At 60.0% G+C, this 20,104-nt stretch carries 15 protein-coding genes and 1 pseudogene; 9 read left to right on the top strand and 7 right to left on the bottom strand.

Annotation, left to right across the window (positions count from 1 at the left end):
• Positions 1 to 13: 13 nt before the first annotated feature.
• Positions 14 to 1,552: pseudogene (locus WEU32_RS01585) on the bottom strand (hypothetical protein); the annotation flags it as partial.
• Positions 1,553 to 1,564: 12 nt separating this feature from the next.
• On the bottom strand, positions 1,565 to 2,437 hold the full coding sequence (locus WEU32_RS01580; RefSeq protein ID WP_406853474.1) for a hypothetical protein: 873 nt from the start codon (positions 2,435 to 2,437) through the stop codon (positions 1,565 to 1,567).
• A 634-nt stretch (positions 2,438 to 3,071) separates the two neighbouring features.
• Here WEU32_RS01580 and WEU32_RS01575 point away from each other — a divergent pair.
• The 5 genes from WEU32_RS01575 (at position 3,072) to hisS (ending at position 7,725) form a co-directional block, all read left to right on the top strand.
• The gene (locus WEU32_RS01575) at positions 3,072 to 3,398 is read left to right on the top strand and encodes a YggT family protein (RefSeq protein ID WP_312134552.1); all 327 of its coding nucleotides are present in this window, start codon (positions 3,072 to 3,074) and stop codon (positions 3,396 to 3,398) included.
• 144 nt (positions 3,399 to 3,542) lie between these two features.
• Positions 3,543 to 4,424 (top strand): 3-hydroxybutyryl-CoA dehydrogenase, encoded by an 882-nt coding sequence (locus WEU32_RS01570; protein ID WP_406852641.1) that lies wholly within the window; start codon positions 3,543 to 3,545, stop codon positions 4,422 to 4,424.
• Positions 4,424 to 4,993 (top strand): hypothetical protein, encoded by a 570-nt coding sequence (locus tag WEU32_RS01565; RefSeq protein WP_406852640.1) that lies wholly within the window; start codon positions 4,424 to 4,426, stop codon positions 4,991 to 4,993. Before WEU32_RS01570 ends, WEU32_RS01565 begins: the two co-directional genes overlap by 1 nt.
• A 25-nt stretch (positions 4,994 to 5,018) precedes the next feature.
• Complete coding sequence (locus WEU32_RS01560; RefSeq protein ID WP_406852639.1) at positions 5,019 to 6,212, top strand: DUF418 domain-containing protein; 1,194 nt, start codon at positions 5,019 to 5,021, stop codon at positions 6,210 to 6,212.
• 43 nt (positions 6,213 to 6,255) lie between these two features.
• Complete coding sequence (hisS, locus tag WEU32_RS01555; protein ID WP_312815012.1) at positions 6,256 to 7,725, top strand: histidine--tRNA ligase; 1,470 nt, start codon at positions 6,256 to 6,258, stop codon at positions 7,723 to 7,725.
• 394 nt (positions 7,726 to 8,119) lie between these two features.
• Here the strand turns inward: hisS and WEU32_RS01550 are convergent, their stop codons facing one another.
• Positions 8,120 to 10,249, bottom strand: a complete 2,130-nt coding sequence (locus WEU32_RS01550; RefSeq protein WP_406852638.1) for a M13 family metallopeptidase — start codon at positions 10,247 to 10,249, stop codon at positions 8,120 to 8,122.
• A gap of 486 nt (positions 10,250 to 10,735) precedes the next feature.
• Between WEU32_RS01550 and WEU32_RS01545 the strand changes: the two genes are divergently transcribed.
• Positions 10,736 to 11,392 (top strand): helix-turn-helix domain-containing protein, encoded by a 657-nt coding sequence (locus WEU32_RS01545; protein WP_312134542.1) that lies wholly within the window; start codon positions 10,736 to 10,738, stop codon positions 11,390 to 11,392.
• A gap of 68 nt (positions 11,393 to 11,460) precedes the next feature.
• Here the strand turns inward: WEU32_RS01545 and WEU32_RS01540 are convergent, their stop codons facing one another.
• Positions 11,461 to 12,561 (bottom strand): Rieske 2Fe-2S domain-containing protein, encoded by a 1,101-nt coding sequence (locus WEU32_RS01540; protein ID WP_406853473.1) that lies wholly within the window; start codon positions 12,559 to 12,561, stop codon positions 11,461 to 11,463.
• A 179-nt stretch (positions 12,562 to 12,740) separates the two neighbouring features.
• Between WEU32_RS01540 and WEU32_RS01535 the strand changes: the two genes are divergently transcribed.
• Both WEU32_RS01535 and WEU32_RS01530 read left to right on the top strand, forming a co-directional pair.
• Positions 12,741 to 13,700, top strand: a complete 960-nt coding sequence (locus WEU32_RS01535; protein WP_406852637.1) for an alpha/beta fold hydrolase — start codon at positions 12,741 to 12,743, stop codon at positions 13,698 to 13,700.
• An 88-nt stretch (positions 13,701 to 13,788) separates the two neighbouring features.
• A complete protein-coding gene (locus tag WEU32_RS01530) occupies positions 13,789 to 15,819 on the top strand; it encodes a transglycosylase domain-containing protein (RefSeq protein ID WP_406852636.1) in 2,031 nt (676 codons plus the stop codon).
• Here WEU32_RS01530 and WEU32_RS01525 read toward each other — a convergent pair.
• The 3 genes from WEU32_RS01525 to WEU32_RS01515 form a co-directional block, all read right to left on the bottom strand.
• A complete protein-coding gene (locus tag WEU32_RS01525; RefSeq protein WP_406852635.1) occupies positions 15,816 to 16,544 on the bottom strand; it encodes a M48 family metallopeptidase in 729 nt (242 codons plus the stop codon). The genes WEU32_RS01530 and WEU32_RS01525 overlap by 4 nt on opposite strands.
• Positions 16,519 to 17,778: a polyhydroxyalkanoate depolymerase gene (locus WEU32_RS01520; protein WP_406852634.1), complete on the bottom strand. Its 1,260-nt coding sequence runs from the start codon at positions 17,776 to 17,778 to the stop codon at positions 16,519 to 16,521. Before WEU32_RS01520 ends, WEU32_RS01525 begins: the two co-directional genes overlap by 26 nt.
• 104 nt (positions 17,779 to 17,882) lie before the next feature.
• Positions 17,883 to 18,503 carry an SCO family protein gene (locus tag WEU32_RS01515; protein WP_406852633.1) on the bottom strand — a complete coding sequence of 207 codons (621 nt, stop codon included), beginning with the start codon at positions 18,501 to 18,503 and terminating at the stop codon, positions 17,883 to 17,885.
• A gap of 80 nt (positions 18,504 to 18,583) precedes the next feature.
• On the opposite strand from WEU32_RS01515, the gene WEU32_RS01510 reads away from it, so the two are divergent.
• A complete protein-coding gene (locus WEU32_RS01510) occupies positions 18,584 to 20,065 on the top strand; it encodes an ActS/PrrB/RegB family redox-sensitive histidine kinase (protein WP_406852632.1) in 1,482 nt (493 codons plus the stop codon).
• Positions 20,066 to 20,104 lie beyond the last annotated feature (39 nt).

Raw genomic sequence — 20,104 nt, 5'->3', positions numbered from 1 at the left:
GCGTCTCCGATACGCTGTTATTAGCGGTGTTGGTTTCCAGCGTGCTGGTCGTGACCGTCGCTGTGTTTGTGTGGCTAACAGGGAAGCTTGTTACGCCCGCGAACGGGAAACGCGCGCGAACCTTCTGATTGACCTGATAGGTTACGCCACGATTGATCGTACCCATCGGACACTGGATTGTGCCCGTCACATCATTCTTGGTGCAGACGACGCCGGTGCGCGTCGCAGTGGGATCGCCGACCAGTTCGAAGCGTGCAGGATCGATCGTATCCGAAACCACAACATCTGCTGCCGGATTAGGACCCAGGTTGCGCACGCTGATCGTATAGGTCGAAACGACACCTACGCGCGCGGGATTTGGGGCAATCGATTTAGAGTTCAGCGTAATGTCAGCAACAGCTTCGATCGTGTAGCTGGCCGTCGATTCATTATTGGCGGTGTTGGTTTCGGTCGTGTCCGGCGAAGAAACCGTAGCCTTATTATTAAAGGTACCGCTTTCGAACGGACGGTTGACACGCACGACCAGAGTAGCGCTGTCGCCTGAAGCCAGATCGCTCAGGTTCCAGCTGATAAGACCGCTGCCAGCCTCATAACCCATCGAACCCTTGGTGATAGAATCCTGCTGAACCGCCGTGACCATCGCGCCCGAGTTCAGATAGTTCGGCAGCGGGTCGCGCACATTCACCGTGCGGGCAAGGTTGCCGCCAGCATTAGCAACCGTCAGACGGATATAGAAACTGTCCACATTGTCATTGACAATAATGGCCGGGGTTTGGGTCCAGCTGACCTTGTCCAGGCTGACTTCTTTAACAATGGTCAGATCGGCTGCGTTCGGTGTCGAACGCGTATCGGCAGATGCACAGTCATTTGCAATATTGCCGTCAGCAGGCAAAGCGCCCGAGCCGCCGGTCGTACCGGTACACGCCGTGTTGGACAGGTCCATATCCGCAGCATTGCCTGCAGTCGTTTTCAGGCTGAGCGCGATGTTGCCGTTAACGGCCAGTGTGCCCGGTCCAGCCAGCTCACAAGTGATTTCCAACCCCGCCTGCGCACAGGTCCAAGGCGCATCGGCTGAACTGAAGGTTTCGTTCGGGCCTACCGTATCCACGATACGCAGCGGATTGGCTGGATCATAGCTCAGTATCGACGGTCCGCGGTTCGTCACGGTGATCGTGCTGGTCATGATGCCGCCAGCCGCGACCGGATTCGGACCCTTGTTCTTGGTCAGGGTCAGGTCAGAGCTAGGGGCCGCAATCTCGTAGCTGACATTCGAGGTATTATTATCCGGCGTCGGATCGGTGACACCCGCAGGCAGGGTCACAACAGCCGAGTTCACAACCGTACCGGCCGTCGGCGTGAGAGCCGTAACCGGAATTATAAAGTCCTGATTTTCACCCGTTGCGAGCATGCCAGCAATACAGGTGACCGTATTGCCGCTGGCCGTACATCCTGCAGGCAGGGTACCGATCTGGAAATTCGGCGAGATAACATCAACGATGCTCGCACCAGCAACGGCCAAAGGTCCGCGGTTACGGATACCGAGTGTAATATTGACCGTTTCGCCCTAGATGATCGTTCCGGGCATCGATTTTTCAGCTTCGAAATCTGCGCCCGGCTCAATGTTTGTCACAACCGGCGTGGCTGTGTTGTTATTGGGGCGCGGATCCTGAACACCGTTTCCGTCCACGACTACGAAAGCGGTATTGGTGATCGTGCCGCCGGTGGCCAATACGCGACCCGACACTGTTACATCCGGTAGAGGTCCGAGTTTGGCAGGCCCCGTATAAAGACATGTGACCGTGGCACCGGAGTGCGAGCAGTTCCAGTCGGAACCGGTAGCGCTGATAAATGCGAAATTGCTGACTGCTGGCAGGTTGTCGACAAGACGAATGGCACCGGTTGCGTCGGGGCCATTATTCACAACCTTCAGAGTATAATTAAGCGTCCCGCCCGCCGGGATACTGCCGGTCGGGCGATTGTCTTGGTTGGAAACCACCAAGTCCGCGCCGGCCTCGACAGCTGGAGAAACCGCCAAGGCGTCGTTAGCAGGGTTGTTATCGACATTGGTCGGTGACGAGATCGTCGCCGACGCTGTGCGCGAACCAATTTCCTTGGCGTCCGCAATAAAGTCGAACTCGAACGTACCGCCCGTCAGACTGGGAAGAGCGCAGGTCAGCGACTGGCTACCCACTACGCCCGACAGGGTGCAGTAGCTTGGAAACTCGCCGGCCTGGACAGAGAAGTTTGACGGAACAGCGATCGTCACGACAGCATCGTTCACAACGCCCGGCCCGTTATTGGCCACAGCGATAGTAAACTTGGCCTGACCGCCATTCGCCACGGGATCAGGATCCCACCGATAGTCTGACACCTGAAGGTCGGCTGCCGCAGCCGCCCCCGCAACACCCGCCACAGCCAGTGGCGCGGCCACGCGCATTGCACGCAACGCAACACGCTTTATCAAACCGAGCAATTTCAGCACTTCTCAAAGTCTCCAGTCCGACGACGGTCGGGCCAGTGACGTGACGAAAATCAGCGCCAGGCCATAAGCCTGACGCTTCCAGTCACCCCACATCGCCCACCGATCCGGTTATGGAGCTTTTAGCGCCATGTTACCCAAAAAGGCTACGCTTGGAGCTGTAACAAAATGTATTCAAAGAATGCAGTTCCTTTATTCACACTCGAAATGGTCACTGCATGCGGCGCTCGATAATGCACTGACATTTGTAAAATTTAATAACCTCGAATTTTACACTTTTAACAACTCTCAATATTTGAAATATCATCGATATGTATCTATCAGAATCAAAAATCGCTCACGATACCTGCCATCGTCAGTCGCTGAACTACATTGATATTGGGTGTAGTATCCGCCGGTCTTTACACATTATAATTATAGGGACCGTGATTGCGCCTTCTCCATCCATCGCAAATGCCATTGCCGAAAGGGTTGCGGGCAGGATTTAAGGCCAAAAGGTCGCACACATCGTGGCCCCACCTCGCACAGCATGCCTTGGCGCGACCGCAAGGCGAGGCTAGAACAGGATAACTCTTTCCCGGGAAACCTGTTCATGTCCCTTGCTGCCAGCCTTGTCGGCTTTCTGTTCTTTCTGATCGGTGCCGCGCTCAAGCTGGTTTTGATTGCCATCATCGCCAATGCCATTCTGAGCTGGCTGTTTGCCTTTGATGTCATCAATTACCGCAACCGTTTCGTCTATCAGCTGGCCACGGCTCTGGACCGTATCACCTCGCCAATCCTGGCCCCGCTGCGCCGTTTCATTCCGCCGTTGGGCGGGATCGACCTGACCCCTGTGGTGGCGCTTATTATCATTCAGGGCCTGCAAATCTATGTGATTCCGGCCCTTCATCTGACATCGCTGCGCCTGATCGGCGGCTAATCCTGACACCCGGATGCCCCGTTGACTGGCGGACACGCCTGAACGGATTCATATCTGCAATGCCATTCGGAGCTTGCGTGCCCTGTTATGGGTCCTAAGCTGGAAACCTTATGCCCCTCGCGGGGTGCGAACCTGTAGAGTCTGATGAGCGGGATCAACACAGTTGCCATTATCGGTGCGGGCCAGATGGGTTCGGGCATTGCCCAGACCGTTGCCGGTGGCGGTTATGAGGTAAAACTGTACGACACAGCCGAGGGCCGTGCCGTTTTCGCCCTTGGCGAGATCGCTGCCAGTCTGGCGCGTCGCGTCGAACGGGGCGTGATGACCCATGTACAGGCTCAGGAAACCTTAGGCCATATAAAGGTTTGCGATACACTGGCCGCCACCGTCTCACAGGCCGATATGGTGATCGAGGCGGTTCTGGAAGACGAAACCGTCAAGAAACAGGTCTGGGCCGATATTGTCCCGCATCTGGCACCGCACACCCTGCTGGCCAGCAATACATCGTCCATCTCCATTACCCGTCTGGCAGCAGAAACCGACCGCCCCGAGCGCTTTATCGGCCTTCATTTCATGAAGCCTGCGCCCGTCATGCGTCTGGTCGAGATTGTACGTGGCATTGCCACCTCTGCGTCCACCTATGATGCGGCTGTCATCTTTGCAGAGAGCGTCGGCAAACAGACTACCGCATCCGAAGATTTCCCTGCCTTCATCGTCAACCGTATTCTGGTGCCGATGATGAACGAGGCCATCTATACGCTGTACGAAGGCGTCGGCACGGTCACCTCGATCGACACCGCCATGAAACTGGGGGCCAACCACCCGATGGGGCCGCTGGAACTGGCGGACTTCATGGGTCTGGACGTGGCACTGGCCATCATGAACGTGCTGCACGAAGGCCTTGCCGACAGCAAATACCGCCCGTGCCCGCTGCTGGTAAAATATGTCGAGGCAGGCTGGCTGGGTCGCAAGAGCGGCCGCGGCTTTTATGACTATTCGGGTGAAACGCCGGTACCGACACGCTGATGACCGAACACACTGCGCCCCAAGACCAGAATCCACCCAGCATCCTCGACCATTTTCCGGGTGCGGAACGCGTGACGCCACGCAAGTCTCTGCAAGCCAAGATCATCGCTTCCATCGTGGCGGCGGCATGGCCGCCCTTGCTGCTGACCTTTCCGTTCTGGCCGCCACATAATCTGTGGTCGGGTCTGGATACCGACTGGCGGATCATTCTTTTGGCTGTGGGCCTGATTGCCGCGCCGGTGGCGATCAGCCGACTGGCCAAGGCCAAGCGTCCGAACAATGCCCCGTGGACACGTCGTGCCGTGGTCGGTCGCTATGTCATCTATGGTGGCATTCTGGCGGCCTGTTTACAGTTTCTGATGACGCTGGCTCTGGCCGTGATCGCTGGTCTGGCGGGCGAAAGCTTTGTTCAGGCATTGGGGGCCATCGAAACCGTTGTCCTGACCTTTGGCGTCATTGGCGTGCCCTTGGCCCTGATGGTCGGGGTCAGCTATGCGCTGTGGGGCGGTATCTGCGTCGCCTATATTGCCTATAGCAAGGCCGCGCCGCCTATACGTCGCCCGTTCTAGGCGGCCACCATTGTCGGGGGACATAATGGGGACTGTGAGCCGCATCAGTAATCTGGACGCCGTACGCGGCGTCGCCGTTCTGGGTATTCTGGTCGTCAACGCCCTCGCCTATGGCTGGCCAATGGACGCCATGATGGCCATGCAGAAACTGCCCATGGCTGTCGATGGCATTTTACAGGGCAGCGACCGTATCGGCGCATGGGCCATCGAGGCCCTGTTTGCCGACAAGTTCCGCACCCTGTTCTGCCTGCTATTCGGGGTGTCCATCTATCTGGTCGGCGGCGAACGCAGTGACAAGGAACGCGGTCGCAAACTGCTGCGTCGCCTAGGCTGGTTGGCCGTTTTCGGCTTGATCCACGGGCTGGCCTTCTGGTTTGGCGACATCCTGATGCTGTACGCATGGACCGGCCTGTTTGTGATGCTGATGCGTGGTCTGTCCGGCAAGGTCTTGCTGATTGTCGGCGGCAGCATTACCGCCGCCCTGATCTTTATTCAGGCCTCGCTGGGTCTGTTGATGCCCGTCATGCCGCCAGAGATCGCGTCCGCATTCGAGGGGCATGCCGAGGTCACAACCGCCAGCCTGCTGGCCGATGTGGCCAAGGTTCGCTCCGGTTATGGCGCAGCCATGATGGAAAACCTGATCAGCTGGGCCATGGTTCAAGGCATGAGCCTGACCATTATGGCCCCTGCGGTCTTTGCCCTGATGGTGCTGGGCATGGGGCTGTTTAAGGTCGGGTTTTTCCATGGACAGCTCAGCAACAAAATCTATGCCGCCATCATCGCGGTTGGCCTCTCTGCGCTGGCGCTCAAAGGCTGGGCGGCATGGGTCGAGGGGGGTGTCTCGCCCGAACTGTTGCCATCGCGTGGCCTGAACATGGTTGGCTCGTCTCTGGCGGTACTGATTTCGCTGGCCTATGCGGCCATTATCATCAAGCTGCCCGCCCTGTTTGTATGGGCACGCCCTGTGGGGCAGATGGCCTTTACCACCTATCTGACCCAGACCCTGATCATGACCACGCTGTTCTATATGCCGTGGGGCCCCAAATGGTACGGCCAGATGGGACCGGCCGCTTTGTGGGGCGTGATCGCCTGTGTGTGGGTGGTGCAGATCGTCTTTGCCCATCTGTGGCTGAAAGCCTATCGCTGGGGGCCGTTTGAGTGGGTTTGGCGCTCGCTGACCGAGGGGCGCAAGCTGTCACTTTCGCGCGCCGCAGCCTAAAGCTGGATTGCAGCGATGCGGGGGATGGCTTAATCGCCAACCCATGACCGACATTCAACGCCCCGAAGCCCGCTCGCCCCGTGGATTTCAGGATCGCCGTGGCAGCGACCTGAGCGCCGAACGCCGTATCATTGCGCGCGTGTCCGAAGTGTATGAACGCTGGGGCTTTGAAGGTCTGGAAACGCCAGCCTTTGAATATGTCGATGCGCTGGGCAAGTTCCTGCCCGATACCGACCGCCCCAATGAGGGCGTGCTGGCGCTGGAGGACGATGACGACCAGTGGATCGCCCTGCGCTATGACCACACGGCCCCGCTGGCTCGCTTTGCGGCACAGAACTGGGAAACCCTGCCCAAGCCCTATCGTCGCTATGCCTATGGTCCGGTCTGGCGCAACGAAAAGCCGGGTCCGGGCCGTCTGCGCCAGTTCTGGCAGTGCGATGCCGACACGGTCGGCTCAGACCGCCCCGAAGCCGATGCTGAAATCCTCGCCATGGGCGTCGAGGGCTTGCTGGCTACCGGCCTGACCCCTGACCAAGCCGTGATCCGCGTCTCGAACCGCAAGCTGTTTGACGGCCTGTTCGATGCAGGTGGCATTACCGACACCCACCAGCGCCTGACGGCCCTGCGCGCCATCGACAAGTTCGACCGTCTGGGCATCGAGGGCGTGCGGCTGCTGCTTGGGGAGGGCCGTCTGGATGAATCGGGAGACTATACAAAGGGGGCCAACCTGCCCTCGAACCTGATCGGCGGGGTCGAGACCTTCCTTGCCTCGGTCAGCAATAGCGAAGCTTCGCGTTCGGAAGTTCTGGATACGATTGCCAATATCGGTGCCGGTCTGGGCGAGGCCGGTGATGCGGCGCTGAAAGAACTGGCCGCCATTGACCGTGCCCTGAACGCCATGGGCGTGGCGCAGGATGCTGTGAAGTTCGACCCGACCATCGTGCGCGGTCTGGAATATTATACCGGCACCGTCTTCGAGGCTGAACTGCTGCTGGAAACCAAGGACGAAAAGGGTCGCCCGATCCGCTTCGGCTCCATTGGTGGCGGCGGTCGCTATGACGACCTCGTGGCCCGCTTTACCGGCCAGACCATTCCGGCCACCGGCTTCTCGTTCGGTGTGTCGCGTCTGGCGGCAGCCCTGCGCTCGGCGGGTCGCAGCGGCCCGCAGACGCGTGGTCCGGTCGTGGTCATCGTCTTCTCGGATGACGACATGCAGCACTATCTGGATGCGGTATCGGAGCTGCGTAATGCTGGCATTGCCGCCGAGCTGTATCTGGGCCGTGCCGGTATGAAGGCACAGTTCAAATATGCCGACCGTCGCGGGTCCCCCGCAGCGGTCATTCTGGGCGGTGACGAAATCGCTGCGGGCGAAGTCACCATCAAGGATCTGGATGCCGGTCGGGCCCAGGCTGCGGCCATTTCCAACAATGAAGAATGGAAAGCCGCCCGTCCGGGACAAATGAAGGTGGCCCGTTCGGCGCTGGTTTCGACCATCAAATCCATTATCGAATAAGTTTCGATAATTATCGCCGTTTTTTCCAAATAATCAGCGATAACTTATAAAAGCTTCGATTTCGATGTTGAGCCCGATTGACCCAAGGGCACCTATTGGGTCAATTGGTCCTACTCGAGGGACGCGGCGCTGATAGCGCAGCAGTCACTTGGAGGCGTTTCGGGGAGGAAACGTCCGCTCCACAGAGAGCGAGAAAGCCCGCTGCGATGTATCCCCCGCAGCGGGCTTTTTCATGCCTGAAGCCTGAAACCGCATTAAATATGAGTGTTTACCGCGCTTTCGATGCAGACTTGATCGGTTCGATCAGCGCACGCATTGGGTCAATGAGCTGTCGCGACAAAAGAAAAGCCGGTCCCGCAGGACCGGCCCTTCCGTTATCGAAGCTCTTTCAATCTTACCAGAGACGAACGCGGTCTTCCGGTGCGAGGTAATACTTATCCGTCGGTTTGACACCGAAGGCTTCGTACCAGTCATCGACATTGCGCAGCGGACCGATGACGCGGAACTCGGCGGCCGAGTGCGGATCGGTGGCGACCTGCTGGATCAGCGCCTGTTCACGGTATTTCGACTGCCAGACCTGCGCCCAGCCGAAGAAGAAGCGCTGGTCGCCAGTCAGACCGTCGATCACCGGAGCCGGCTGGCCCTTCAGCGACAGACGATAGGCATGCAGACCCACGGCCACACCTGAGGCGTCGCCGATGTTCTCGCCCATGGTCAGGGCCGGATTGATATTGTGGCCTTCGACCGGCGCGAACTGGGCATATTGTTCACCCAGACGCGTAGTCAAAGCGACGAAATTGGCGCGGTCCTCGGCCGTCCACCAGTCGCGCAGCATGCCGTTGCCGTCGGACTTGGAGCCCTGATCGTCGAAGCCGTGGCCGATCTCGTGACCGATCACGCCACCGATGCCGCCATAGTTGACCGCTGCATCGCCATTCGGATCGAAGAAGGGCGGTTGCAGGATGGCAGCCGGGAAGACGATCTCGTTATTGACCGAGTTATAATAGGCATTGACCGTTTGCGGGGTCATGCCCCACTCGGTCTTATCCACATCCTTGTCGAGGCGCGACAGGCGGTCGGCATAGCTCCACTGGCGCAGGCGCAGGGCGTTACCGACCAGATCGTCACCGCGCATTTGCAGCGCCGAATAGTCGCGCCACTTGTCCGGATAGCCGATCTTGACGGTGAATTTTTCGAGTTTCTCCAGAGCCGCAGCCTTGGTCTCGTCCCCCATCCAGGTCAGGTTGCGGATACGCTCGGCCTGGGCCAGACGCAGATTGGCGACCAGCTCTTCCATCTTGGCCTTGTATTCCGGCGGGAAATACTGGGCGACATAGAGACGGCCAGCGGCCTCGCCCAGTGCGCTCTCGGCAAACGAGATGGCGCGCTTTTCGCGGGTGCGCTGTTCAGGCTGGCCCGACAGATCGCGGTCACGGAATTCCCAGCGGCGGTCGGCAAAACGCTGCGACAGCAGCGGGGCCATTTCGTCTGCCGTCTGGAAGGCCTGCCAGGCTTGCAGAACCTCTAGCGGGGTCTCGGCATAGACAGCCGCCATCTTGGGCAAGGCGGTGTTCTGGGCGACGACCAGACGCGAGACATGGCCAAGGCCCGCCGCATCATAGAAGCCCTGCCAGTCAAAGCCCGGAGCCTCTTCGGCCAGACGGGCAATGGTGTAGTCATTATAGGTCTTGTCGCGGTTGCGGCTTTCGGCCTGCGTCCAGTGGGCCGCAGCGATGCGGTCTTCCAGAGCCACGATCTGGGCGGCGGTTTCAGCCGGATTGTCCCAGCCGATCATGCCCAGCATGTCCGCGACATAGACCTGATACTTGGCCTTGGTGCCTGCGTGGCGTTCTTCCAGATAATAGTCGCGGTTCGGAAGACCGAGGCCCGACTGGCGCGTCGAAACAACGTGACGGGTCGGATTCTTGGCATCCGCACCAACCCCCGCACCGAACAGGGCCCCACCGAAGTCACCATTATGCGCGCCCATATAGGCGGCCATGGCATCGTGGCTGTCGATCGCGCGAATAGCGGTCAGATAGGGCTGAAGCGGCTGGGCATCCAGAGCTTCGATACGGGCTGCATCCATATAGGAGCGATAGGCATCGGCAACCTTCTGTTCGTCGCTGCCGGCGGCCAGGTCGGTACGGGCCGCCAGACCCAGTACCAGTTCGCGCATACGGTTGTCGGACAGTTCGCGCAGCAGCGGGAACGAGCCATAGGAAGAGCGGTCGGACGGGATTACCAGATGATCCAGCGCCGTACCGTTAGCATAGCGGAAGAAGTTATCGCCCGGCTGCACCGAGGTATCGCGACCGTTCAGGTCAAAACCCCAGGTGCCGTATCGCGGCGCGTCGGTTCCCTGCCAGCCACCGCTTGCGGCCTGTGCCATCGGCATGTCGATCAGGCTGACCATCTCGCACTGGGCGTCGATGCAGCCGTGATTGTGATCCGCGCTATGCGCCACAGCGACAGCAGGCATAAGCAGAGCAGCAAGGGCCGCTCCGGCCAATAATTTCTTCATATACAAAGAATCCCTCTCTCAAAGTCGGTTCAACGTGGTCAACGATCCTTTTCCGTCGCCATCAAACCAACTGATACCTTTCTACCATGCCTTGTTGAGCGCGCCGGTCAATTGCGGCAGGTTCACAATCAAGACATTGGTCGGAAACAAGATTCTTTGAAAAATTCTCGGCAATAGATTTTCGCATATCAGCGTGAAGCAAAACATTGTTGCTTAACCATTCCCGACAAGCGGGAATCTGCAAAAAATTTTCAAGAGCTGCGTATTTCTACGTAATAGAGCGACCGGTTTTTTGTCAGAACGCATGCATTTAGACGGAATTCAGACCCATTTTGGTCACGGTTCGATGATGAAAGTTCGCTCCAGAATGTCGGGTCATACCTGTGTTCGTCGGTCGCCGTTCTTGATCGATGTGCCGGATAGCCAGACTGAAATTTGTCGGGCCTTCCAGACCCTCATGCGTTTAGTGAATAGAGTTTAAGACCAATGACCGACACCGTCGTTGTCGCTGCCGCGACCGCCGAAACCGAAGCCAAGCCCCGCGTAAACCGCCGTCAGGTTGCCAAGGCTCGCACCCGCGTAAAGGTGCTGGAAGCCGCCCGCAACCTGTTTGCAGAACGTGGTTACGACGCCGCCACCATCCGCGATATCGCCAAGGGTGCCGGTATGTCGACCGGCGCAGTATTCGCCAACTTCCAAGACAAGGCCGAACTGTTCGAAGCCGTCTTCGCTGATGAAATGGCGGCCCTGTCGGAAGCCTTCACCTCTGGCGTTGCCATTGAAGACACCACCGCTGCCCGTCTGTCGGGTGGCCTGAGCGCCGGTTACCACCAGGTTCTGGATCACTTGCCGCTGATGCAGGCCATGGTGGCCCGCTCGTGGTTCCAACCGGCAGATGCCGACAAGCGCGTCCGCGACTTTTTGGCCCCGATCATGACCACCATCAGCGACGTTCTGCTGGCCGGTATCGCCAAGGGCGAACTGCGTCAGGATGCCGATGTGGCCCTGCTGTCGCGTATGGTGTGGGACATCTATCTGTCGAACCTGCGTCGCGCAGCCTTTGACAACTGGGGCATTGAAGAACTGACCCCGCATGCTGCCAAACAGATGGACATTGTTCTGGCGGGCCAACTGGCCAAGTAAGACCGGACATTCTCCGCCCCAAAAAGAAAGCCGGAAGGGATGACCCTTCCGGCTTTTTTGTGCTCGCCCTAGCTCTTCCAGCGTAACACGGTTTCCTTGATCGGATTGACAAAGGGCCGTTGCTCGGCGCGGCTTTTCAGCCATTCTTTTTTCAGTTGCTGGTACCACTTTGCCTGTTTGTCGGCATCGTCGATCCACAAAAGCGGCGGGTCATATTTCAGTCCCTCGTTCTGTAGATTGACCATCCCGCCATCCTGATGAAGGAAGGCCACCACACCGGCCCGCAAGAAGGGCTTGGCCAGCGCGAACACCCAGTGATCAGACCAGAAGACCTGCGTGATACGGGTCCTGTTTTCATTGACCGGCGTCAGCAGGGTCAGGGCCAGAACCTGTTTGGCACCGACCTGAATATGTTCCCAGCGATAGCCGGGCAGACGGAAGGTGATCTCGGTCGCCGGCGCCCCGCCCAGCACCTTGTAAAGGCGGCTGTTGGACGAGGGCGCATGGCGCACCATGGCCCAGCCAAAATCACGCGGCGCAAAGGCCTTGGCCTTTTCGTGCATGGATTTTTCCGAGCGCCACCACCATTGCTTATGCACATAGGGGCCATGCGCCGGATCCATCAGTCCGACCACTGCATGGTCGATATGACTGTCGAAATCCATCCATTCGACCAGTTGCGGCTCGCCCTCAGCACCGGGGAAGAGCGGGGGATCCTGATCGGGCGTGCTGGGATTGCGGCTGTCTGCCGGCATCCAGACGAACACCATGCCCTGACTTTCGCGGACCGCATAGGAACGCACCTTGATGCGCTCGACCTCGACATTCTGGCCTTCGCACAGGGACGGCATGGCCGCGCAGGTGCCGTCCGTGCGGAAGCGCCAGCCGTGATAGGGACATTCAACCGTCTCGCCCTCGCCTTCGCGCTCGACCAGACGTCCTGCCGATAACGGCGCGGCCCGGTGCGGACAGATATCGCGCAGGCCATAAACAGCACCGGCCTGGGTACGGCCCAGCAATACCGGTTCACCCAGAATTTCATAACGCTTCAGACTGCCCTTGGCGACCTGTCGCGACAGAGCCACAAAATACCAGGCATCGGTCACATAGCCCTTACCGAAAGCGCCCGACGGTCCTTTAGGCACATCGGGAGCATCGGGACCGGACATGGAGCCCGTTTGGGGGCCAGACGGGGCGTTTTCAGGTTCAACAGCACGGCTATTCATGGGATAATCCTAGCAAGGGACAACCCGCCTGTCCCCACTGCCAGACAAAAGCTTTGGCGAAACGACAATGACAAGGCATCTGCACGTCAAGAATGCCATTTTGGAAACATCCGGAGATATCCATGTCGCGCATGATCGCCTTGATGCTGGCTCTGGCCCCCCTCTCTGCCGCCTGTTCAGCGGCGGTTGCCCAGAACAGCGATCCTAGCATCCAGCAGGGTGCCCACCATGGCCACCAACACGCGGCTTTTGAATCGGGCCGTCTGCAGGTGCGCGTGGACGGCGAAGCGGGCCTGCCCGATCTGATATTGATCCCCGGCCTGTCCTCCTCTCCGGAAATCTGGCAGCCGACCGTGGATGCCTTGAAGGGCCAGTACCGTATCCACCGCATCCATGTGAACGGCTTTGCCGGTAGCTCCGCCGGTGACAATGCCCAGAACGGCCAGACACCGGTGCCCGTCGCGGCCCCCGTGGCCGAGGAAATCGCCCGCTATATCCGCGAGCAAAACCTGAAAAAACCCGCGGTGATCGGTCATTCCATGGGCGGGACCATGGGCATGATGCTGGCGGCGCGCCATCCCGATCTGGTCGGCAAGCTGATGGTGGTGGACATGGTGCCGTTTGTCGGGGCCATGTTCGGCAACCCCAATGCCAGCGCAGCCGATATGGTCCCTGTGGCCGATCAGATCTGGTCGGCACAGGCCAAGATTCCGCATGCGGCCTATGTGATGGCCGCCACCCAGACCATAAATGGCATGATCAACACACAAAGCCGTCGCGAAGAGGCACTGCGCCATATGCGCGACAGCGATCAGGGCGTCTCGGCGGCAGCCTTCCGTGAGCTGATCGTCACCGATCTTCGTCCGGAAATAAGCCGGATTACCGTCCCGACCACCGTGCTGTACGTCAAGTTCAACGATGCCCGCATGACCAATGAGGTCACCGACGCCATCTATACCGCCAGCTTTGCCAACAAGCCCGGTGTGACGCTGAAACGGATCGATGACAGCGCCCACTTCATCATGTTCGACCAGCCGCAAGTGTTTGCGTCCGAAATCGACACGTTTCTGAAGTCCAATTAAGTCGCCATCGTTCTGCCGAGGGTTTATGGCAGTTGCCAAGCTCTCGCCAGCCTCTAGGGTCGGCGAAGCCAGACGATAAGGACACCCCATGGCGCGTAAAGACCGCTCTTCCCCCACTGAACCCAAGCGCCGTCGCTCCTTTATGGGACGGCTGTTCTATTGGGGGGCGGTTATGGCCGTCTGGGGGCTGATCTTTGCGGTCGTGTTCTTTGCGATTTTCGCGCGCGATCTGCCCGATACGTCCAGCCTGTATGAAGTCGATCGCCAGCCGTCGATCACTTATCTGGACCGTTCCGGCTCGCTGATTGCCGTGCGCGGATCGCAGATGGCACCGCCGGTCGATCTGGACGCCCTGCCCGACTATGTGCCCGCCGCCTTTGTGGCCATCGAGGACCGCAGATACTGGGTACACCCCGGCTTTGACCCCATCGGCATGAGCCGCGCCATGGCCTCCAACCTCAAGGCCGGTCGTGTGGTTCAGGGTGGCTCGACCATCACCCAGCAACTGGCCAAGAACCTGTTCCTGACGCCGGACCAGAACCTGAAGCGCAAGGTTCAGGAACTGATGCTGGCCGTCTGGCTGGAAATGAAATTCACCAAGAAAGAGATTCTGGCCCTCTATCTGAACCGCGTCTATTTCGGTGCCGGTGCCTATGGAATCGAGGCGGCTGCCCAGCGCTATTTCGATAAACCAGCCGAAGAGCTGACCGTCGGTGAAGCGGCGCTTCTGGCGGGTCTGCTGAAGGCCCCGTCGCGCTATTCGCCAGTCTCGGAGAGCGAGCGCGCCGCCACCCGCGCCACGGTCGTGCTGAACAGCATGGTCGAGACGGGCATTATCACCGATGCCCAGCGCGATGCCGCTGTGGCCGAGCCGGTGCGTGTCTCCCGCACCCTCGCCAGCCAGCATGCCCAGTATTTCATCGACTGGCTGGACAAGCAGGTGCGCGGCATGGTCGGCGAACAGACCGAGGACCTGATCGTCGAGACCACGCTTGATCTGGCCATCCAGACCGATGCCGAGCGCGCCGTACGCCGCATTCTGGACCGCGACAAGAACAAGGGCGTGGAACAGGCCGCACTGGTGGCACTGGACGGCGATGGCCGTGTGCGCGCCATGATCGGCGGTGCCTCTTATCCTGACAGCCAATTCAACCGCGCCACCGAGGCCCGTCGTCAGGCTGGTTCGGCATGGAAGCCCTTTGTCTATCTGGCCGCTCTGGAAGCCGGATATACGCCCGAAACCCGTGTGGTGGACGAACCCATCACCATCGGTAACTGGTCGCCGCGCAACTATTCCGGTCGTTTTGCCGGTGAAATGACGTTGGCACAGGCCGTGGCGCAATCGACCAATACGGTCGCTGCGGCCGTCGCCGATCAGGTGGGCCGCTCAAACGTGGCCAATGTGGCCAGCCGTCTGGGTATCAGCGGCCCCATTAGCCAGTCGCCCTCCATGGCTCTGGGGGCGGTGGAAGTCTCGCCACTGGAAATGGCACAGGCTTTTGATGCCTTTGCCAATGGCGGTCGCAAGGTCAAGGCCTGGGGCATCAGCCGTATCCGCACCAACGCCGGTCGCGTTATCTTTGAACATGGTCCTGCCGAAGGTGCGCAGGTCATCCATAACCCGTCGCTCTATTATCTGAACCAGATGCTGCGCGGTGTAGTGACTGGCGGTACGGGCCGCGCCGCCGCCATCAGTGGCCGCGATATTGCGGGCAAGACTGGCACGACCTCGGATTACAAGGACGCGTGGTTCGTAGGCTATACCGGTGGCTTTACCGCCGCCGTCTGGGTCGGCAAGGACGATAACACCGCTATGAGCCGTGTCTCGGGGGGTGGTGCGCCTGCCGCCATCTGGGCCACCTTCATGCAGTCCGCCCTGCCGCGTCTGGCCGTGCAGAGCATTCCTAATGGCCCGGCCCTGCCGGAAGGCTGGCTGCCGCCCGATCCGGTTGGCGATGCCCTTGGCCAGATCGAGGATCCGTATGCCCAGCAGGACACGGGCGTTCTGGACGAGGACGGCATGCCGACCTTCGCCGCCCCGCCACCGGTTCAGGAAGCGCCCAAGGCGGCAACGCCCAAACCCGAGGCCGAGCGCAAGCCCGATACTCTGTTCTATTAACCGCCTATAGCGTGAAGCTGTGCGCCATGGGCTTTAAGCCACTGGCGCATGGGCTTGTGATCGCCGATCAGACCTGTGACCACGGCCCAGTATTCGGGGCTGTGGTCGGCCCTGACCAGATGGGCCACTTCGTGGGCGGCCAGATAGTCGGCCACCGCACGCGGGGCCATGACCACCCGCCAGCTATAACGGATCGAGCGGTTGTGCGGGCTGCATGATCCCCAGCGCGAGCGGGTATCGACGATGGACACGCGCACCGGTCCCTGACCCAGTTTTTGTAAATAGTGTTCGGTGCGCTCCAGCAGGAAGGCCCGCGCCTGACGCCGGAACCAGTTCTCGATGCGGCGCGAAAAGGCCTCGCCCTCGCCACCTGCGCGAAGCACAGTGCCGGTATCGGTGTCATAGAGACGCGCCGCAGAGACGCCCGATACGGCCTCCAGCCGCAAGGTCTGCCCCAGATAGCCGACGCTCATGCCCGCCATAAAGGGTTGGGCCTCTATGGCGCTGTCCAGCTTTTGGCCAATCCAGTCGGCTTTTTGCAGGGCGAAGGCCACACCTTGCGACAGGGTTGCGGCAGAGGGTGCCACCACCACCGCTTCACGCTCGCGGGCATCAATGCGGATAGAGATGCGCCGCGCCCGTTTATTGACCGAAAGCCTCAGGGTCTGCCCGTCCTTCAGCGACAGGCGGTCCCCGTCCTTATATTTCGGCTGAAAGAGCTTCATTATTGGTGATGAAATCCCGAAGGCGCGGATAGATCTGCTCGCGGAAGCGGCGACCATTGAACACGCCATAGTGGCCCACTTCGGACTGGACGTGAAGCAGACGGCGCGTATCGGGCAGGTTCGGCGTCAGGACGTGGGCGGCCTGTGTCTGGCCGACGCCCGAAATGTCGTCATTCTCGCCCTCGATCGTGGCCAGACCTATATCGGTTATGGCCCCCAGATCGACCGGATGCCCGTGATAGGTCAACAGACCGCGTGGCAGCAGGTGTTGCTGGAACACATAGTCGATGGTTTGCAGGTAGAACTCTTCGGTCAGGTCCAGCACCGACAGGTATTCGTCGTAGAATTCCTCGTGCTTGTCCACGCCGTCGCCATCGCCATCGACCAGACTGTCGAAATAGCGGCGATGGGCGTCGATATGCTTTCCCTCGTTCATCGACATGAAGCTGTAGAGCTGCACAAAGCCCGGATAGACCCTGCGCCCGACACCCGCATAGGGGAAGGGCACGGTGTGGATCATGTTCGACTTGAACCAGGTAAAGGGTTTTTCCTCGGCCAGCTGGTTGGTCACGGTCGGCGACAGGCGCGCATCGATAGGCGAGCCGAGGAAGCTCATCGAGGCCGGACGATTGGGGTGGTTGTCTTCGGCCATCAGGGCGCAGGTGGCCAATACCGGCGGCCCCGGCTGGCACACGGCGATCACATGGCTACGGCCTCCCAAGGCGGCGAGCATGTCGCGCACATGGTCCATATAGTCGGCAAAGTCGAAGCGGCCCTCTAACAGGGGCACTTCGCGGGCATTGGTCCAGTCGGTGACATGGACATCATAATCGCTGAGGAAGGTCTCGACGGTGCCGCGCAGCAAGGTGGCATAGTGGCCCGACAGGGGCGCGACGATCACCACCGAAGGCGCATCGACAGTGCGTCCAGCCGCCTTAAGATCATCGCGGTTGCGGACAAATTTCACCAGCTTGCACCATGGCGAAGACCAAACGATCTCCTGCTCGGTGCGGATCGTGTGGCCCTCAACCTGTATGGTTTCCAGTCGCCAGTCCGGCTTGCCATAGCGCCGCGTCAGGCTCTCGACCAGTTCTGCTGTCGCAAAGGCCGTGCGTCCGATGGCTGTATCGGACGCGGCATTCAGCGGCGAGGTCCAGAACTGTCGGGCCATCTGTGCACCGACACGCAGCGGCATGGCCGAATGATAGGCAAGCTCGTGAAAGGCGTAGAGCATGGTTTACCGGCAGACACGCCTGACAAGCAGGCAGACACGCGCAGGATTATACTGCGCTGCACAATGAACCACGCCCGACGCCGCAAGGAAAGCAGCGATTGGTCTTAGCCGCGCGCCATGGCCGCGCGAATGACATCCTGCGATTTTTTGGGGCCCAGATCATGGGTCAGGGCGGTGCGGAACTGGCCATCCGGCCCCATCAGATAGGTCGTCAGCGAATGCTCCATCGTATAGCCTTCTCCCTCGCCGACCTTTTTGTAAAAGGCGCGATAGGCCTTGGCCGCTGTCTGGATCTGTTCCGGGGTGCCGGTCAGGCCGATCACGCCATCTGGGAAGCCTTCCGATGACAGATAGTCCTTGAGCATCTGCGGCGTGTCGCGTTCCGGATCGACGCTGATAAAGACGATCTGCAGGTCCTTGGCATCTTCGCCCAGACCTTCCTGAACCGCGTTCAGCACGCCTAGCGTGGTCGGGCAGTAGTCGGGGCAATAGGTAAAGCCAAAAAAGACCAGCGTCCATTTGCCGTTCAACAGGGTCTGGTCCACCGTCTCGCCATTCTGGTTCACCAGAGTGAAATCCCCGCCGACCAGTGGCTGGCCCGTGGATACACCCTTATCGGTCTGGGCGGGCGCACGGCTGTTGTGGACGAACAGGGTGACGAGGGCCAAGGCGATGGCCACAAGCAGACAGGCAATCGCCAGCAGGAATATCGAACGACGGGGCATATTTCTCTCACGCGCAACAAAACCGGTGGCCACAACAGACCGCAGTGCGTCTTGGCTTTATTTCAGTCTATAAAAGACCTGTGAACCGTACAGAAGCCCCCTCCCTGTCGCAGGCCGTCGCCGCTGCTGCCCACAACGGCGCATCAAACCTGTTTGGTCTGTCCGATGCTGCCAGACGTGGACGCGGTCTGCCCATGCGGACCCTGATCGCTCTGCGCTGGCTGTCCATCATCGGTCAGGCTACGGCTGTCCTCAGCGCCTATTTTGTTATGCATTTCCCGCTGCCTCTGTGGGAATGTCTGGCCACCATCGGGGCCAGTGCGGTGATGAATATCATCAGCATGATGCGCGCCCGGAACATGCGGCTCAGCCTGCCCGATGGGCCACGCACGGGACTGCATCTGGGCTTTGACATTTTGCAGCTCAGCGTACTTCTGGCGTTGACGGGCGGGTTGACCAATCCGTTCTGCCTGTTGCTGGTGGCCCCCGTATCGGTGGCCGCGGCCAGTTTGAGCATCCGTCAGGCTCTGGCGCTGGGCGCGATGGCTGTGGCCTGTGTGGTCGGGCTTTATCACTGGTCCCTGCCCCTGCCGTGGCTGGTGCATGAGCAACTGGAACTGCCGGGACTGTACCGTCTGGAACTGGGTCTGGCCCTGATGACGGGGATGCTTTTCATCTCGGGATATACATGGAAGGTCGCCGCCGACGCCGAGAAGCTGGAACTGGCGCTGGCCACCACGCAGGACGTTTTGCAACGCGAGCAAAGGCTGGCCGCTATTGGCGGCCTTGCCGCGGCGGCGGCCCATGAGCTGGGAACGCCGCTCGCCACCATCCAGATCGTCGCGCGCGAAATGTTACGCAGCGCACCGGAGGGAAGCTCCGCCGCCGAGGACGCCGCCCTGATCCTCCAACAGGCCGGACGGTGTCGCGATATCCTGAACCAGTTGTCTTCGTCGCCCGACGAGGGCGATGCCCTTTATGCCGATGTGGCCCTGAAGGCCCTGTTACAAGAGGTGGCCGAGCCGCATCTGGGCTTTGATCTGGAATTCGAGATTGATGCCAAAAGTGCGGGCAACCAGCCCCTGCCCCGCGTTAAACGTCTGCCGGAAATCATTCACGGCCTGTCGGCTCTGGTGGAAAATGCCGCCGATTTTGCCACCTCGCGCGTCAGTCTGAGCGCCAGCGTCGATGCCGGATGGATTGCTATCGATATTGTCGATGACGGGCCGGGCTTTGCCTCGGATGTGCTGCCGCGTCTTGGCGAGCCCTATGTGACCACCCGCCCGCAAAGCAAGGCCCGCCGTGCACTGGCCGCCCAGTTGTCGGCCGGACCGCGCCAGATCGAACCTGCCATCGCCCCGAGTCAGGGCGGTATGGGACTGGGCTTTTTCATTGCCCGCACCCTGCTGGAGCGTACCGGCGCAAAAGTGTCTATCGGTGATGGTCCGCCCGTCGCAAAAGGCCAGAACAAGGGTGCCCATGTTTCGGTTCGCTGGCCCCGCCAGAGGCTGGAAGCCACCACGCCCGATGATCCTGCGATGGAACCAGATGTCGCAGTTTGAGGCTAAAACCTTGACCTCAAGCGCGCGAACCCCGACCTG

This window comes from Brevundimonas sp. BH3 (assembly GCF_045345115.1).
GTDB lineage: Bacteria > Pseudomonadota > Alphaproteobacteria > Caulobacterales > Caulobacteraceae > Brevundimonas.
This window is presented reverse-complemented; position numbering and strand designations above follow the sequence as displayed.